The organism is Roseimicrobium gellanilyticum, assembly GCF_003315205.1.
GTDB classification, from domain to species: domain Bacteria; phylum Verrucomicrobiota; class Verrucomicrobiia; order Verrucomicrobiales; family Verrucomicrobiaceae; genus Roseimicrobium; species Roseimicrobium gellanilyticum.
This window is the reverse complement of record NZ_QNRR01000003.1, coordinates 223,347-239,349: the sequence shown is the minus strand read 5'-3', so window position 1 is coordinate 239,349 and position 16,003 is coordinate 223,347. Positions and strand designations below refer to the sequence as shown.

At 59.5% G+C, this 16,003-nt stretch carries 13 protein-coding genes and 1 pseudogene; 11 read left to right on the top strand and 3 right to left on the bottom strand.

Features of this window, described 5'->3' with window-relative positions:
• Nucleotides 1-308 precede the first annotated feature (308 nt).
• The 7 genes and pseudogenes from DES53_RS10960 to DES53_RS10930 all read left to right on the top strand — a co-directional run.
• Entirely contained in the window at nucleotides 309-1,508 is a 1,200-nt protein-coding gene (locus DES53_RS10960) for a porin (protein WP_113958305.1), read from the top strand.
• Between the two features lie 75 nt (nucleotides 1,509-1,583).
• The gene (locus tag DES53_RS10955; protein WP_113958304.1) at nucleotides 1,584-2,594 is read left to right on the top strand and encodes a sulfate ABC transporter substrate-binding protein; all 1,011 of its coding nucleotides are present in this window, start codon (nucleotides 1,584-1,586) and stop codon (nucleotides 2,592-2,594) included.
• 116 nt (nucleotides 2,595-2,710) lie between these two features.
• On the top strand, nucleotides 2,711-3,673 hold the full coding sequence (cysK, locus tag DES53_RS10950; RefSeq protein WP_113958303.1) for a cysteine synthase A: 963 nt from the start codon (nucleotides 2,711-2,713) through the stop codon (nucleotides 3,671-3,673).
• A 9-nt stretch (nucleotides 3,674-3,682) separates the two neighbouring features.
• Complete coding sequence (locus DES53_RS10945) at nucleotides 3,683-4,429, top strand: M14 family metallopeptidase (RefSeq protein WP_113958302.1); 747 nt, start codon at nucleotides 3,683-3,685, stop codon at nucleotides 4,427-4,429.
• Between the two features lie 17 nt (nucleotides 4,430-4,446).
• Entirely contained in the window at nucleotides 4,447-5,274 is an 828-nt protein-coding gene (cysT, locus tag DES53_RS10940; RefSeq protein ID WP_113958301.1) for a sulfate ABC transporter permease subunit CysT, read from the top strand.
• A 55-nt stretch (nucleotides 5,275-5,329) separates the two neighbouring features.
• Nucleotides 5,330-6,208 carry a sulfate ABC transporter permease subunit CysW gene (gene cysW, locus DES53_RS10935; RefSeq protein ID WP_113958300.1) on the top strand — a complete coding sequence of 293 codons (879 nt, stop codon included), beginning with the start codon at nucleotides 5,330-5,332 and terminating at the stop codon, nucleotides 6,206-6,208.
• Nucleotides 6,205-6,921: pseudogene (locus DES53_RS10930) on the top strand (sulfate/molybdate ABC transporter ATP-binding protein); the annotation flags it as partial. The gene cysW and the pseudogene DES53_RS10930, both read left to right, overlap by 4 nt.
• Before the next feature lie 149 nt (nucleotides 6,922-7,070).
• Here DES53_RS10930 and DES53_RS10925 read toward each other — a convergent pair.
• The 3 genes from DES53_RS10925 to DES53_RS10915 all read right to left on the bottom strand — a co-directional run bounded on the left by DES53_RS10925 (nucleotide 7,071) and on the right by DES53_RS10915 (nucleotide 9,668).
• Nucleotides 7,071-7,481, bottom strand: a complete 411-nt coding sequence (locus DES53_RS10925; protein WP_147263339.1) for a hypothetical protein — start codon at nucleotides 7,479-7,481, stop codon at nucleotides 7,071-7,073.
• Nucleotides 7,482-7,651: 170 nt separating this feature from the next.
• Nucleotides 7,652-8,374, bottom strand: a complete 723-nt coding sequence (locus DES53_RS10920) for a DUF1003 domain-containing protein (protein WP_245958140.1) — start codon at nucleotides 8,372-8,374, stop codon at nucleotides 7,652-7,654.
• Between the two features lie 46 nt (nucleotides 8,375-8,420).
• Nucleotides 8,421-9,668, bottom strand: a complete 1,248-nt coding sequence (locus DES53_RS10915) for a right-handed parallel beta-helix repeat-containing protein (RefSeq protein ID WP_170157018.1) — start codon at nucleotides 9,666-9,668, stop codon at nucleotides 8,421-8,423.
• Between the two features lie 127 nt (nucleotides 9,669-9,795).
• Here DES53_RS10915 and DES53_RS10910 point away from each other — a divergent pair, with 127 nt between their 5' ends.
• From DES53_RS10910 to DES53_RS10895, 4 genes are read left to right on the top strand one after another with little or no spacing between them, the layout of a single operon-like run.
• A complete protein-coding gene (locus DES53_RS10910; RefSeq protein ID WP_170157017.1) occupies nucleotides 9,796-10,638 on the top strand; it encodes a sugar phosphate isomerase/epimerase family protein in 843 nt (280 codons plus the stop codon).
• Nucleotides 10,639-10,694: 56 nt separating this feature from the next.
• Nucleotides 10,695-11,684 (top strand): S1C family serine protease, encoded by a 990-nt coding sequence (locus tag DES53_RS10905; RefSeq protein WP_113958295.1) that lies wholly within the window; start codon nucleotides 10,695-10,697, stop codon nucleotides 11,682-11,684.
• Entirely contained in the window at nucleotides 11,681-13,573 is a 1,893-nt protein-coding gene (locus tag DES53_RS10900) for a hypothetical protein (RefSeq protein ID WP_147263337.1), read from the top strand. Before DES53_RS10905 ends, DES53_RS10900 begins: the two co-directional genes overlap by 4 nt.
• Nucleotides 13,574-13,577: 4 nt before the next feature.
• Nucleotides 13,578-15,956 (top strand): FG-GAP repeat domain-containing protein, encoded by a 2,379-nt coding sequence (locus DES53_RS10895; RefSeq protein ID WP_170157016.1) that lies wholly within the window; start codon nucleotides 13,578-13,580, stop codon nucleotides 15,954-15,956.
• Nucleotides 15,957-16,003: the final 47 nt, after the last annotated feature.

The following is a 16,003-nucleotide window of genomic DNA, read 5'->3' as shown; positions in this document are numbered from 1 at the left end:
CGCAGCAACGCTCTTTTATTTTTGCTCCAATTCCTACTTGCCAGATGTAAATTAGATATGTATACACTGGAACAGCGCGGTGAAAACCGCTGTAGCAACCAGGAGACTGACCGGAGCACCGGAGGTTTCGACAAAGGCACCTGTGGCATGGCTCTCTGAGCCACCACACGGATCCTTCTGCCGTCCTCTGTTCCTCCCCTCAGTCTCTTTTTTTGTTTCCAGATCCTTTTGGGCCGCCGGCCACCTCCACCCCCGAGGACCGCAGATTCCCACCGACAACAACCACGCAAACACACACCTCATCAGCAATGCATCTCAAGAAACACATTGGCCGACGTAACCTCCTGCTCCTCGCAGCAGCAGTGTCTGCTGCAGGCGCGCTTCACGCCGGCGAACCTGTCATCGCCTCCTCCGGCAAGTCCGCCAAGGACGTGATCACCACGGAGAAGAAGGACGAGTCCATCTATGACAAGATCTGGGGACTCGCCACCATCTACAAGAACAAGGACAATCCCGTACTCCAGGAGTTCAAGCTCCGTGGTCGCTACCAGGGCCAGTATCACTGGGTGGATTCCGACCAGGGCGATGACGACGGTTGGGAAGATCGTCGCTCGCGCTTCGGCTTCGATGCGAAGCTCTTCAACCAGTTCGAAGTCCGCTTGGATGCGCAGAGCTCCGATGAGTTCGACCCGTTCTACAACGGCCTCGTGGACGCCTACGTGAAGTGGAAGCCTTCGGACAGCTTTGCGCTCACCGTGGGCCGCCAGAAGCCGCAGATCGCGTACTACGACTTCCTCCAGTCCACGAACAACCAGCCGACCTTTGAGCGTTCACAGATCTTCAACCAGCTCCGCGTGGATCGCGTGGTGGGTGCGGTCTTCGAGGGCAAAGTGGACAAGTTCACCTGGCAGGCGGGCATCTACTCGAACGACATCGACGAGGAGTTCGGCCAGTTCGACGGCGGCATCGCTTACGGCGCTGGTGTGGGCTACAATCTGAAGGACGCGCTCGGCACGGACAAGGCGGACCTCCGCTTTGACTGGCTGCACAGCGAGGCTGATGACGAGGGTGCCACCATCCTTGATCGCTACGAAGATCTCTTCACCACCACCTTCTGGGTGAAGGAAGGCCGCTGGAGCCTGGTGACGGAATTCTTCCTCGCCACCGGTGGTGATCCCGGCTGGGATGATGCCTTCGGCTTCTACATCCAGCCCACATTCGACATCATCAAGGACAAGCTTCAGGCCGTGGGCCGCTACAGCTTCTCCGTGGGCGATGGCAACAACAGCGTGCAGGCGCAGAGCCGCTATGAGCGCGCAGCTCCGGAACTCACCGGCAGCGGTCGTGGCGAGAACTACAACGCCTTCTACGGCGGCCTCCAGTACTTCATCTACGGAGACAAGCTCAAGGTCCTGGCCGGCGCGGAATACGCCACGGTCGATGGCGGCGGCAACGGCGGTGACTACGACGGCTGGACCGTGCTGACCGGCGTGCGCTTCTCCTTCTAAAGCCAATCGCGTCCAGCAACCAACGCACAAAAAATTCCCCACCCTTTCAGAACCATACCCAAACCATCCATCATCATGAAAAGCAGAACCTTCCTGAAATCCCTCCTCGCGTTCGCCGGCGCCAGCGTCCTCGGCTCCGAGGCTGCCTCCGCCCAGAACCTGCTCAATGTTTCCTATGACCCCACGCGTGAATTCTACGTGGAGTACAACGCCGCCTTCATCAAGCATTGGAAGGAAAAGTCCGGCAAGGAAATCACCATCGACCAGTCGCATGGTGGCTCCGGCAAGCAGGCTCGCTCCGTCATCGACGGTCTCGAAGCGGATGTGGTGACCCTCGCGCTCGCCAATGACGTGACCGCCATCTCCGAGAAGGCCGGCCTTCTTCCCGCCGACTGGCAGACCAAGCTGCCGAAGGACTCGGCGCCGTACACCTCCACGATCGTGTTCCTAGTGCGCAAGGGCAATCCCAAGGGCATCAAGGACTGGGATGACCTCACCAAGGAAGGCGTGGCCGTGATCACTCCGAACCCGAAGACCTCCGGTGGCGCCCAGTGGAACTTCCTCGCCGCTTTCGAATACGCCAAGCGCAAGCTCGGCAGCGAAGACAAAGCAAAAGAATTCGTGGCCAAGCTCTACAAAAACGTGCCAGTGCTTGACTCGGGTGCCCGTGGTTCCACCACCACCTTCGTGCAGCGCGGTCTGGGTGATGTCTTCATTTCCTGGGAGAATGAAGCCTTCCTCGCCCAGAAGGAATTCGGCAAGGATACTTTTGAAATTGTGGTGCCTTCCCTGAGCATCCTCGCGCAGCCCACTGTGGCTCTCGTGGAAAAGAACGCCGCGAAGAAGGGCACTACCGAAGTGGCCAAGGCCTACCTTGACTACCTCTACTCGGATGAGGGTCAGGACCTCGCCGGAAAGCACTTCTACCGCCCCACCAGCGAGAAGGCCGCCGCCAAGTACGCCAGTGTGTTCCCGAAGATTGAGCTCTTCACCATCGATCAGGCGTTCGGTGGCTGGGCCAAGGCAGCCAAGACGCACTTCGCGGAAGGCGGCACCTTCGACCAGATCTACAAGCCCCAGAACTAAGCGTTCCCTTTCAGTACTCAGTAGCCGCAGGGCCATGGTTGAGTGAAGCGAAAACGGGGCTGCCGCGGGTGCGGCAGCCCCAACTTCCCCCAAGAAATACTCCCACACGCAGACCCATGTCATTTCATCCCAACATTGTCGAAGCCGTCGGCGGCACGCCGCTCATCAAGCTGAACCGCATTGCCGCTGGTCTGCCCGGCACCATCGCGCTGAAGGCCGAGTTCAAGAATCCGCTGGGCAGCGTGAAGGATCGCATCGGCCGCGCCATGATTGAAGCCGCGGAAGAGTCCGGCCGATTGAAGCCCGGCACCACTATTATCGAACCCACCTCGGGAAACACCGGAATCGCGCTCGCGTTTGTCGCAGCTTCCCGTGGATACCGTCTGATTCTCACCATGCCGGAGAGCATGAGCCTGGAGCGCCGCACACTGCTGGCGTTGCTGGGCGCGGAACTTGTGCTGACTCCTGCCGCACAAGGCATGAAGGGTGCGATTGCGAAGGCGAATGAACTGCACGCCAGTATTCCGAACTCCTGGATTCCCCAGCAATTTGAAAACCCCGCCAATCCCGAGATTCACCGCAAGACCACCGCGGAAGAAATCTGGGCGGACTCGTATGGTGCCATCGATGTCTTCGTCTCCGCAGTCGGCACCGGCGGCACCATCACGGGGGTGAGCGAAGTCATCAAGGAGCGTAAGCCCTCGCTCAAGGCCATCGCCGTGGAGCCTTCCGCCTCGCCTGTCATTTCACAGACTCTGAAAGGTGAACCGCTCACCCCTGGGCCGCACAAGATTCAAGGCACTGGTGCCGGATTTGTTCCTGGAAATCTCAACACCTCCATCATTGATGAAGTGCTCACGGTGTCGAATGAGGACGCCATCGCCACGGCCCAGCGTCTGGCTTTGGAAGAAGGCCTGCTGGTCGGCATCTCCACCGGAGCGAATGTCTGGGCCGCACTGCAAGTCGCGGCCCGCGCAGACAGTGAGGGCAAGCTGATCGTCACCGTGGGCTGCAGCACCGGCGAACGCTACCTCTCGACCGCCCTTGCCGATGAAGCCCGACTGAAAACTGCCGCCTAAGAACGAATCATGAACTCCGCCCTTCAGCTCTTGCCCGAAGACGCCCGCCTCGAACGCAGCTCCGCGCGCCGCCGTAATGCGCCGGAATCCATCTTCATCCCGAAGATTGTGTGCCCTCCCCGTGATGGGAAGGCCACATGGAAGTTTGGCGTCTTCGGCGGGATGCATGGAGATGAGGAAGCCGGCATCCTGGCTTCCCATGAGCTGGCGGATTGGGCGCTGACACTTCCGGAAGAATTGCAGGACTTTGAACTGCACTTCTATCCGGTGTGCAATCCCACCGGTCGAGCGGTGGGCACGCGCCACTCCATGGGTGGTTATGATCTCAATCGCGAGTTCTGGGTGGGCTCCTCGCAACCGGAGGTGGCCTACCTGGAAGGCGAGATCCGTCGTGAAGTGTATGATGGCCTCATCTCGCTTCACACGGATGACGAGTCTGCCGGCATCTACGGCTTCGCCAGTGGTGCCTTGCTCAGCCAGCAGATCCTCGAGCCTGCGCTTGAGGCAGCGGACAAGATCATTCCGCGCAATCCTTCGCCTTACATCGATGGATTCGCTGCTGAGCGCGGCATCATCACCGAGGGCTACTTCGGTGTGCTGAGTGCTCCTCCAGAGCAGCGTCCGCATGCGCTGGAGATCGTCTTCGAAACTCCCGACTACGTCCGCATGGAGCTGCAGGTGCAGGCCACCGTCGCAGCCGTGAAATCCATCCTCAGTGAATACCGCCGCCTGCAGGCCTACGCACCGAATCTCTAGTCTTTGCCAATTCGCCAATGTCCCGACATCGCCGCCATGTGCTCCCCGGATTCAAGCTCACCCTTGGGTTCACGCTCCTGTATCTCATCCTGATTGTCCTCATTCCCCTCTCTGCGCTTATCTGGAAGAGCAGCACGGGTGGATGGGAGGCTTTCTGGAAAACGGCTACCGATGTGCGGGTGCTCGGTTCCTTGAAGCTCAGCTTCGGCACCGCATTGGCGGCAACGCTGGTGAATGGATTCTTTGGCGTGCTCACGGCATGGGTCCTGGAGCGGTATCGCTTCCCGGGGAAACGCCTGCTCGATGCGATGGTCGATTTGCCGTTCGCTCTGCCCACCGCGGTAGCAGGCATTGCCTTGGTGACCCTCTATTCGGTCAATGGACTGATCGGAAAGCCGCTGAGTGAATTTGATATCAAGGTGGCCTTCACACCCACGGGCATCACGCTGGCTCTCATCTTTGTGGGCTTCCCCTTTGTGGTGCGCACGGTGCAGCCGGTGATTGCCGACCTTTCGCTGGAACCGGAAGAGGCGGCTGCCTGTCTTGGAGCCACGCGCTGGCAGACACTTACTCGCGTGATCCTGCCGGCCATCTTGCCTTCTACACTGGCAGGCATGGCGCTCTCCTTTGGCCGCGCTGTGGGGGAATATGGTTCCGTGGTCTTCATTTCCGGAAATCTTCCCTTCAAGACGGAGATCGCACCGCTGCTCATCGTGACCCGCCTGGAGCAGTACGACTATGCCGGTGCCACCACGATTGGCCTGCTCATGCTCTTCGCATCCTTCCTCATCCTGGTGATTTCCAATCGATTCATCAATTGGCACGAACGCCGGACCGCGCAGTAAGCGGCATCCATACCTCCTCTGAAAACTGAACGCCTGTTCCTGAAAACTCAAATTCATGGGTGCTATCGCTGACCTTCCTGTTCGTTCTGCAAGACGCCGCGCGCCTTCGCCGGTGCTGCGCGCCACGGCTGAGCCGTGGTTCCTCCGTTGGACCATCATTCTGCTCGTGGTGGCCTTCATGGGCGCCATGTTCCTGCTGCCGTTGTGGGTGGTGTTTCAGGAGGCCTTCCGCAAAGGATGGGCCGCTTATCTCAAGGCATTCGATGATCGCGCAGCGATGCATGCGATTTGGCTTACTTTGAAAGTGGCCGCCATCGCGGTGCCACTGAATACCATCTTTGGCATTGCCGCAGCGTGGTGCGTTGCGCACTTCCGCTTCAAGGGGAAGCGGTTCCTTGGCACGCTCATTGAGCTTCCCCTCTGGGTGTCACCGGTGATCTCAGGGTTGATCTTCATCCTGCTCTTTGGTGCACAAGGCCTCTTCGGTCCCTCTCTGAGAGAGCACGGATTCAAAATCATCTTTGCCCTGCCTGGCATCGTGCTGAGCACCATCTTCGTGACCTTCCCCTTTGTCGCCCGCGTGCTGACGCCGCAGATGGAATCCCAGGGACACAAGGAAGAAGAAGCTGCCATGACCCTCGGCGCCAATGGCTGGCAGATGTTCTGGCGTGTCACCCTACCGAAGATCAAGTGGGGCCTGCTGTACGGCATCATCCTCTGCAATGCCCGTAGCATGGGTGAGTTCGGCGCGGTGTCGGTGGTTTCCGGCCACATCCGCAACCAGACGAACACACTGCCTCTTCACGTCGAGGTGCTTTACAACGAGTACCAGATGGTCCCTGCCTTCGCCTGTGCCTCCCTTCTCGCGCTGCTGGCGCTTGTCACACTCCTCTTGAAAACCTTCACGAACCGCAAAGCCACCGCCACCACATGAGCATTCAAGTCAATCACATCCGCAAAACCTTTGGACGCTACAATGCGCTGAAGGACGTCTCGCTCGAGGTGGAGACCGGTGAGTTGGTGGCCCTGCTCGGTCCCAGCGGTTCCGGCAAGACCACGCTCCTGCGCATCATCGCCGGTCTTGAATTTGCCGACGAGGGCTCGGGAGGCATCCGCTTCCAGGGGGACGATGTCACCTGGCGTACGGCTTACGAGCGCCGTGCCGGGTTTGTGTTCCAGCACTATGCACTCTTCAATCACATGACGGTGGAGCAGAACATCGCGTTTGGTTTGAAGGTGATGAAGCGTCGCGAACGCCCCTCGCGTGCTGAGATCAAGGAAACCGTGCAGGAACTGCTGGAGCGCATCCAGATGCCTGAGCTTGGCCGTCGCTACCCTGCCCAGCTTTCTGGTGGTCAGCGCCAGCGCGTAGCTCTGGCTCGTGCGCTTGCGGTGAACCCTCGCGTGCTCCTTCTGGACGAGCCTTTCGGAGCTCTCGACGCCAAAGTGCGCAAGGAACTGCGCCGCTGGCTGCGCAAGTTCCACGATGAAACGAAGCTCACCAGCCTTTTCGTGACGCACGATCAGGATGAGGCGTTCGAACTCGCGGATCGCGTGGTAGTCCTGAACGAAGGAGAGATTCAGCAAATCGGCACACCCAATAGCCTGCGCGACAAGCCAGCGAATGAGTTCGTGGCAGACTTCATTGAGATATAGCGGCCAACCAAGTAGAAGGCTTCTCCAGAAGCCTTTTCAGTGATGTCAAGATGGGCAGGGCAATGCCAGCGTCTTACTCTCAGGCAGTGCGCTTCGTGGATGCGCGATGTGACGCCATGCAAGGCTTCTGGAGAAGCCTTTTACTTTTGGGCTGCCTGCGTGTTTTTCTCCTCCGGTGCTCGGCAGCGTAGCGAGCGCAGGCAGAAGAGACTGCCCTTGTAGATGAGGCCAACGAACGCGGGACCCAAAAACATGAACAAAAAATAGGCGGAGATCTTGGGCCACACTGGCGCGGGGGGAGGCATGTTCTTGATGTATTCCTCCGTGGTCATGGGTGGGTCTGGCGGACTGGACTGCTCCGGCATGAAGACATGCCATGCCGTGTCATGATCCAGTACCCCGTGGACCATTGCAAAGCTAATCACCATCACGCTTGCGGCCAGAATACCAGAAAGGACCACCGTCCACTCTGCGGAAACGAGATCCTTCCGCCATGTGACGGCGAGGGGGATGCCCGCGAGCACGAGTACTGCATACGCCCACAGGAGCATGCCGTCTCCATGCATAACATTTCGCCAGGTTAGGTATGCCACTGATGCAAGGGCGGCGATACCGGTAAGCAGGCAGAGGCTGGCAGTTAGATGCCGGAGTTTCATCACGCTATACATCAATCCTGGTACTCGAGATCAGCCTTTCAAGGTCAGTATGGAGCTGACTCGCTTCACGCTGTTCCCCGATTCTCCCGACGTCCCGCCACTTCCCGCATGAGGTCGAGCTGAATCTGCTGAATCTCCAGCAGCTTCGCGGAGTGCTGGTGCAGGAGGAAGTCCATCTTCTCGTGCAGGTGGCGGATCTCCAGCTCCGCTTTCAGGTTCACCTTGTAGTCATTTTCCGCGCGCAAACGGTCGCGGGCTTCCTGGCGGTTCTGACTCATCATGATCACAGGCGCCTGGAAGGCGGCAATGCAGGACAGGATGAGATTCAGCAGGATAAAGGGATAAGGATCGAAAGGACGTGCGGCGAGCACAAAGACATTTACGGAAATCCACAAGAGCAGGAATCCACCAAAGGTGAGAATGAAGGCCCAGCTCCCGCCAAAGGTCGCGATGCCATCTGCCATGCGTTGGCCAAAAGTCGCTCTGGCTGTCTCGGTGTCTGCGGGATGCTGGCTCAGCAACTCATGCTGATGCAGGCTCTTGAGCACGCTTTCATCCAGATGCGTGAGTTCACCCAATTGGCTTTCCAGCAGCGCTCGGACGTGATCCAGGCGCGCATCATTGAGCACCGAGGTGGAGACGAGAGAGTCGGGAGTAAGATCGGGATGCCTGACCTGCAGCTCGTGCGCAATCTGGGGGCGCATGGCACCCAAAGGAACGAGCTGGTGCAGCGGCAGGGACTTTCCCGTGATGGCACAAACTCCAGTCTTGTGGTTGTGCGAACTCATGCGAGGCAATGTGCGCGGCTGAGCAGAGCCACGCAAGCTGCGAATCTCACGGCGTGGATGACCGGGCCTTTGGCTTTCCTTCCGGACCATAGATTACCTCGGCAGCCAGTTTCTCCAGCCACTCCGTGCGCTTCTTTTCAGGAACCTCGACCACGTGGGTGACGGGTTCTATCTTCGGATAGCCGCCCACTTCCTCCTGGCTGTCGATGACGCGTGCAGTCCCTCCGAAGGCCTGCTCCACGATACGCCGGTCAATGGCATCCCGCTCTGCCGGTCGCGCCCCTGCGAAGCGCGTGACCTGCCAGATGGCCGCCGTGGTTCCGAGAGCCTTCAGCCCCTCCGGCCACACGGGTGGCTGCTCCAGAGTAGGGAAGGGCGCACGGAGCAAGTCCAGCGGCTGACCAAACCAATCGTATCCCTCATTGTCCTTGAAGTAACCGTCCGCCGTCCCTTCAAAGATCGCCCGGGCACTGCGTTTCGATTTCTCGCCGAAGAAGACCGCGTTTCCCACCACTGCGATTTTCGCCCTGGGAAGGTTGGCCGTTTCGGCTGTGGGCACCGAGGCGTGGATGGCTCGCTGGCCGGGATTGGCGATCACGTTGTTCACGACCACGCCGGAGGTGTTGAGCTTGAAGACGGGATTGCGCTCCACATTGCTGGAGTAGAGGTTGCCTGCGATGGCCACGTGCTGCGTTCCATCGAGCACCAGCGTGCCTTTTGAGTGAGGGCCTTCCTCGTGGGTGGCGTCGTTGAGGGACTCCGCGATGATGCAGTTGCGAATGAAGATGCGCTGGGCAGGCTCGCCTGTGGGTGACTTGTAGGTGCTGGCGGAGATGCCTTCATCCAGACTCCAAGTGACCGAGCAGTGGTCGATCCACACATCCGCAGGACCTCCACTCGTGGTGATGCCATCTGGCTGCCAGCCACTCTTCTTGGGCTGGCCTGCATCACCGGGACGCACATGCAAGTGTTGCAAGACGACTTGATTGGCTTCGATGCTCAGCCCACCTTTGATCAAGGTGATGCCGGGTGCGGGCGCTGTCTGTCCTGCAATATAGACCTGCGGTTCCTTGATCTCGATGCCCTTCATCTCAAGATCGATCACGCCGGCGACATCAAACACGACGATCTTTGGTCCCGGTACCTTGAGTGAGTCGCGCAAGGTCCCTTTGCCTTTTGACGCGAGCGAAGTCACGTGGATGACCTGCGCCGCATCCAGATCCATGCCCACATCCGGCACCAGCGCGTGCTGCCATTTCCAAGGGGCGGTCTGGGCAGGGAGCGATGTCGACAATGAAAGGGCGCACAAAAGGAGGAGCGGGAGCGACAATTTCATAAGGCACAGGGGAAAACGTCACCTTCGAGCACACATATCATCTTTCCCCGGTAAAGGTGCTGGAACATCCCCCGTTGGAGATTGCATGACACGTCGCACTCTTCTCACCACTGCTGCTTCCGCCGCTGCTGCCATGGCCTTGCCAGCCCAAGGCCAGACGACTGCCCCCTTCAAGGGCAAGATCCGCAAGTGCCTGAAGTGGGGCATGGTGAAGGATCAATCGCTCCCACTTCCGGAAGCATTCCGCAAACTCAAGGCCTGTGGCTATGATGGAGTGGAGCCCAGCTTCAAACACGTGAAGGACGCGGATTCCTGGCTGGCTGCGAGTAAGGAGACTGGGCTCGTGATTGACTGCGTGGTCGGAGCGGGAGAGCCAGATCTCAATGCAGTCATCGACCTCGCGAAAAAGCTGGGCGGTGACAGCATTCTCGTCACCACCGGTTATGACCAGAAGAAGACCTGGTGGGAGAACTGGAAAGAGTCCCAGGCTAAAATCAAAGCCGCTGGTCCGCATGGCGAGAAGCAGGGCATCAAGGTTCTCATTGAGAACGTGTGGGCCAGCTTCCTCATCAGTCCGCTGGATATGCAACACTACGTGGAGGAAATCGCCCACCCGTTTGTAGGAGTGCACTATGACGTGGGAAATGTGATGCGCTGGGGCGTGGCCGAGCATTGGATCCAGGTGATTGGCAAGCACATCGGGAAACTCGATATCAAGGAGTATGACCTTGGCGTCGCCATGAAGGAAGGCATGAGCGCCGGATTCAAGAAGCCGATCGGCGAAGGAAGCATCAACTGGGCGGCAGTGCGCGAGGAACTCGTCAAGATCAACTATACAGGCTGGGCGGCTGCGGAAGTGGCTGCGGGAGACTGGGACTACCTGGCTGACGTGGCGCAACGCATGGACAAGGTGCTCGGAATCGTATGAGCATTCGGCAAAAATAAGTGGTGCTGCCAGCGGGCTCCGCTAACATCCTGCCCGTCATGCGTCGGGTATTGCTTAGCCTTGCACTTGTGGCGCTCATTGTGGCGCCAGGATTTGCCGTCACTCCGGCCAGCGTTCGTCTAAAGAACGGCGCAGAGGTCAAGGGTGAACTCCTCAAGGAACGAGCCGATGCGCTGGTGCTCGACCTCGGCTTCACCATCCTGACGATTCCGCGCAATGAAATCGCCGAAGTGAAGCGGGATGAGCAGGCCCAGGAGGCGAAGCCCTCGGACGCCACCCGCCAGCGGCAGGAAGATATCTTCTATGCCGAGGCCGACCGCAGCGCCATGGCGGTGGAGGAGAATGTGAAGCGTGTCTCCGAGGGTGTGGTGCAGATCCAGACCGCCACCGGCCTCGGCTCCGGTTTCATCATCAACTCGCTCGGCCACGTCGTGACGAACCAGCACGTCATCGCCGGAGAGCAGGAGATTCGTGTCGTAGTGTACCGGCAGAGAGCTACCGGCATCGAGAAGGAAACCTACTCGAAGGTGAAGATCGTCGCCATGAATGGTTTCCTCGACCTTGCGCTGCTGCAGATCGATGACGAGGAGGCAAAAAATCTTCCTCACGTGGTGCTCGGTGAGTCGGATATCATTTCCCAGGGCGAACATGTTTTTGCAATCGGCAGCCCGCTGGGACTGGAGCGCACCGTGTCGCAGGGCATCGTAAGTGTCCGCGCCCGGGAGAATGGTGGTCGTTGGTACATTCAGACGACCACGCAGATCAATCCCGGGAACTCCGGTGGTCCGCTTTTTAACGCACGGGGTGAAGTCGTGGGTGTGACCAACATGAAGCTCGCGGGCGCCGGGGTGGAAGGCGTGGGTTTTGCCATTCCTGCGAGCCTGCTGAAACTCTTCCTGAAAAACCGCGAGGCATTCGCCTTCGACGCACGCAACCCCAATCACGGCTTCCGCTATCTGCCGCCGGTTTCCTCTGAAAGGCCCAAGGCTGAAGAGGCTGCCAAGAATTCTCCCAAGTCCAAACCATGAAAGCCAGACGTCATTTTTCTCTACGCACGCTCGGTCAGTCTTTGCTGACGGGCGCCTTCTTCGCCATCAGCGTGGCCGCTCAAGGTGCTGGCAAGGTGGAAGACTGGGTGAAACTCCTGCCGGAGAGCGCGGTGGTGGTCATTGGCATCAAGGACACTCCGGAGTTCGTGAAGGACTGGGATGGCAGTGGTGCGGGCCGCTTCATGGAAGATGAAGCCGTGAAGCGCTGGATGGCGCCGATGTACAAAAATGGAGAGGCGCCGTGGGACAAGTTTTTCAAGGAGGGGACCGGGGAATCGCTGCGCGAATCCTCGGCGCTGTACTCTGGTGCGGCGGTGGCTGGTTTCATCCTGGAATCGCCGGAAGACTTCGAGTCTGATGACACCCGGCTCGTTGCGATTAGTGACATTGCCGGAAACGAAAACAAGCTGGCCGAATCCAGAGCGAAGCAGATCGAGGCCTACAAGAAGGATGAGTATCCGGATGCCGTGCTCAAGAGCAAGGAGATTGACGGCGTGCAGGTGAGCTACATCTCGGATGGCGATGACGAAGATGCCTGGTGGATCGAAGCATGGGCGGTGGTGAATGGATTGCTCCTCGAGGCATCTGATGAAGAGTTGATCACCGACTTGATCGCGCGTGTGAAGGCCGCACAGGGGGAGCACCCCGCTGCAGCGCACTTTGCCCGACTGGCGGAAATCCGCGGCAGCGAGGCGGACATCACCATCTATGGCCATCTCGATCCGCTCTTCGCCATGGCCAAAGAGCGCTTCGAGGAGGAGGCTGGGGATCAGCCGTCTCCCATTACTCCACAGGGTGTCTTTGATGCGCTGGGGGTGGGGGAGCTGCATGCGGTGGCAGCCTGCATCGAGCTCAATGACCAGCACGCACGGGGTGACGTGGTGCTCTTTCACGATGAGAAACCACAAGGAATTATCCCGGCCTTGATCCGTGGCACCGGTACGGATGTGCCCCAGCCCGCCTTCATTCCTGCAGACGTGGATGCTGCCACGGTGAATCGCGCGAGCCTGGGAAATATCTATGACACGCTCTTCAAGTCACTGGCCAAACTCGGGCCCATGGCGATGATGCTGACCGGTCAACTCGAAGGTCTGGAGAAGCAGGCGGGCATCAACATTCGCAACGATCTCCTGGGCAGCCTGGACGATGTGTATCTGGAGATGAGCAAGGTGTCCCCAAGCGCGGAAGGACCGCTCCCGGAGCAGAATCAGGTGAGCGCCTTCAAGCTGAAAAATCGTGACCGCTTCCAGTCTTCCTTTGATGCGCTGTGGAAGCTCATCGGAAATGGCTTCGGCGTGTTCGAGGAGACGGAATACGAGGGGCACAAGATTTTCATGATGAAGCCCTCTCTTACGGGCGGGCAAAAGACCGTCGGCACGCCGTCGCTGAATTTCGGCTATGTCATCACGGACGAGTACGTCTTCATGGTGCAGGGGACGCCGGATCTGCTGCACAAGGTGCTGGGCCGACTGAAGAACAGCCCGGCTGGCACGAGCCTGTGGGAGCAGCCGCAGTCCCAGGCGGCGCTGGCCGCCCTGCCGAAGGGCTTTACCGCGATGGGACTCAGCAGTGGCAGCGCGATCCTGCGCACGCTGCTGACTACGATGTCACGCGCCCAGTCCATGGTGCCCAATGTGAAGGCGGAGGAGAAGTCTGCCAAGAAGGGACCGAAGTCGAAGCCCGGTGCTGCTGCTGAGGTGGACGAGGGTGAAGTGACCGAAGACGGGGATGAAAGCATCTTTGATCCGAATGCCGCGCCGCCGGATGAGATCTTTGAGCGCTACTTCGGCGTAGGCGCTTCCGCTGTGTATCCGCTCACGGATGCCACCCAGTTCATCTACATCTCCCAACCTGCGGAGAAGAAATAACAGCATGTCCGCAACAAGCGCTCTCCGCGTACGCGGGTTCGTCATTTCCAGCACTACGTCCGCATGCCGCAGGAGCAGTCGGTGGGCTTGCAGGCTGGCGTATGCAGGTCTGCTGGGCGGCTCGCTGGGTGCTTCTGAACCAGCGCCCGCCCTGCCAACGATCCGCTTCACTGGTCCTGAGGTGGTCCGGCTGGATTGGAATACACGCTGCCCGCGGGTGGCTGATTTCGATGGTGATGGCCGCATGGATCTCGCGGTGCTGAATCTCGATCGCTCTCGTGTGGAGTTCCTTCTGCAAACGAAGGAGGGACCAAAGGAAGCGGACGCCGCACCCAGTTCACGGAAGGATGTCTGGAATCCCGTGCTGGAGGTCTCGCGTTTCCGTAAGGAGGCACTCGTCACCGGGGAATCCATGTACGCGCTCGTGGTCGGTGACTGGAACGGTGACGGCAAGGCTGATGTGGCTTATACCACCGATGGCAAGCGCCTCGTCTTGCGCACGCAGGGCAAGGACATGGTGGACTGGACGCAGAAAAAGGAGATCCTGCTCGACTCCGTAGCCTACGATGCGGATTCACTCCTCGGAGCGGACCTCAATGGGGACAAGCGCACGGACCTCGCGCTGCTGACGAAGTCGAGACTGATGGTGTGCCTGCAAGGTGAAAAGGGTGCCTGGGAAGAACCGCGAAACTATGCGCTCACGCAGCAGGGATGTGCAGGCCTGCGTGCGGCAGACCTCAATGGCGATGGGCGCACGGATCTCTTCTGCACCTCGGAGGAGGCGGATGCACTGCTCGTGAGATTGCAATCCAAGGACGGTGGTTTCGGCGAAGAGTGGCGGCTGGAAATCCCCTCCGGCGAGAGCTGGGTGACTCCCGTGAAGCTCGGGAAAGATATCGCCCTGGGCTGGCTACAGGCGGGGACGGAAATGGTGGAGCTCGCGCGCCTGAACTCCGCGACCGTGGCAGATGCGGATCGCGCGGCCTCTGTGCGCCACGCCATTCCGCCTTCGGATTCCAAGACGGGTGCTGCCGTCTTCGGCGATGTCACGGGAGATGGTGTAGATGATGCGGTGCTCGCCGAGCCAAAGCGTGCCCGTGTGTGGCTCTTTGCCGGTACCGCTGACGGTGGTTTTGATGAGGGGAAAGAATATCCCTCGCTCAGCGGCATTGAGGGCATGAGCCTTGCGGATGTGGATGGTGATGGGAAGGCGGAGGTGGTGATTCTCAGCCCGGCGGAGAAGAGCATTGCGCTTGCCCGGTGGGATGCGGATAAGGGACGCCTCGCCTATCCCGAAGTGGTGTATGAGAGCGAGGACTCTCTCACCGCCATGACCACTGGCCGTCTCGCGGATGGAAAGGACATGGTGGTGCTCTGCGCGCGCGAATCCAGGCCAAAGAACTCGCTCGTGAGTCTCGCCTGGAACGAGAAGGAGAAGAAGCTGGTGCCGACTGCGCTGGAGATTCCCGGACTGCTGGCGAAACCGGGAGCACTGCGCATCCTGGATGCGGATCAGGATGGCCGTGGTGATGTGGCTGTCTTCGCCAGCCTGACGAACATGCAGATTCATGTGAGCCGTGCGGATGCGAAGGCTCCCTTCAAGAAGGTGGAGGGGCTTCCCGACAATCTCACCAGCCGCCTCCAGCCCGTCGCGCTCACCCAGGCGGACATCGACGGAGATGGAAAACCGGAATTGATTGCGGCGAAGGATCAACTCGCCCGCGCCATCCGCATTGATGCATCCGGCAGGGCGAAGGTGGTGGAGCAGTTCAATGCACCCGATTCCAGTGCGCAGCTTTCCTGTGCCATCGTGCTCCCCGGGAAGGCGGGCACCGGGAAGAAGGTGCTGCTCTTTGACAATGCCTCCTCCCAGCTTCACGAGCTGGCCGTGGATGCGGATGGGGTCTATCGTGTGCGGCGCTCCCGCAAGATCCACGGGGCGGCCTTGGAAGAAGTCCGTGTTCTGGGAAAGAGCGGCGACCTCCGGTTGCTGCTGCTGGGAAAGCAGAGCTTCGATGTGCTGCCGCTGGAAGGCCGCACGCTCAAGCTGGAGACCATCGCCAGCTTCACCACGGAGCTCAAGGACACCAAGCCTGCCGACCTGCTGGCAGCCAGGTTCACCGGTGGCGATTCGGATGACCTCATGCTGCTGGACACGCAGCAGAGCCGGGTGGCGGAATTTTTCCGCACGAAAGATGCGGAGCATCACGATTGGCAGAGCTTCCTCTACTTCCGCATCTTCCAGGCGGATCCACACTATCGTGGCAAGACCGGATTTGATGCGGAACCCCACGACTACACCGCGGCGGATCTCAATGGCGATGGCCGCGCCGATCTCTGCCTGCTGGTGCATGATCGTCTCCTGCTGTACGTGCAAGAGTAGGCTGGCTTCAACGTGAAAGGCTTCTCCAGAAGCCTTTCACGGTATGC

What these genes read in the sequence shown, in the direction of transcription:
- DES53_RS10960 (WP_113958305.1), top strand. Translation starts at nt 309, where the DNA reads ATGCATCTCAAGAAACACATTGGCCGACGTAACCTCCTGCTCCTCGCA.
- DES53_RS10955 (WP_113958304.1), top strand. Translation starts at nt 1,584, where the DNA reads ATGAAAAGCAGAACCTTCCTGAAATCCCTCCTCGCGTTCGCCGGCGCC.
- cysK (WP_113958303.1), top strand. Translation starts at nt 2,711, where the DNA reads ATGTCATTTCATCCCAACATTGTCGAAGCCGTCGGCGGCACGCCGCTC.
- DES53_RS10945 (WP_113958302.1), top strand. Translation starts at nt 3,683, where the DNA reads ATGAACTCCGCCCTTCAGCTCTTGCCCGAAGACGCCCGCCTCGAACGC.
- cysT (WP_113958301.1), top strand. Translation starts at nt 4,447, where the DNA reads ATGTCCCGACATCGCCGCCATGTGCTCCCCGGATTCAAGCTCACCCTT.
- cysW (WP_113958300.1), top strand. Translation starts at nt 5,330, where the DNA reads ATGGGTGCTATCGCTGACCTTCCTGTTCGTTCTGCAAGACGCCGCGCG.
- DES53_RS10925 (WP_147263339.1), bottom strand. Translation starts at nt 7,481, where the DNA reads ATGCTCCTGTGGGCGTATGCAGTACTCGTGCTCGCGGGCATCCCCCTC.
- DES53_RS10920 (WP_245958140.1), bottom strand. Translation starts at nt 8,374, where the DNA reads ATGAGTTCGCACAACCACAAGACTGGAGTTTGTGCCATCACGGGAAAG.
- DES53_RS10910 (WP_170157017.1), top strand. Translation starts at nt 9,796, where the DNA reads ATGACACGTCGCACTCTTCTCACCACTGCTGCTTCCGCCGCTGCTGCC.
- DES53_RS10905 (WP_113958295.1), top strand. Translation starts at nt 10,695, where the DNA reads ATGCGTCGGGTATTGCTTAGCCTTGCACTTGTGGCGCTCATTGTGGCG.
- DES53_RS10900 (WP_147263337.1), top strand. Translation starts at nt 11,681, where the DNA reads ATGAAAGCCAGACGTCATTTTTCTCTACGCACGCTCGGTCAGTCTTTG.
- DES53_RS10895 (WP_170157016.1), top strand. Translation starts at nt 13,578, where the DNA reads ATGTCCGCAACAAGCGCTCTCCGCGTACGCGGGTTCGTCATTTCCAGC.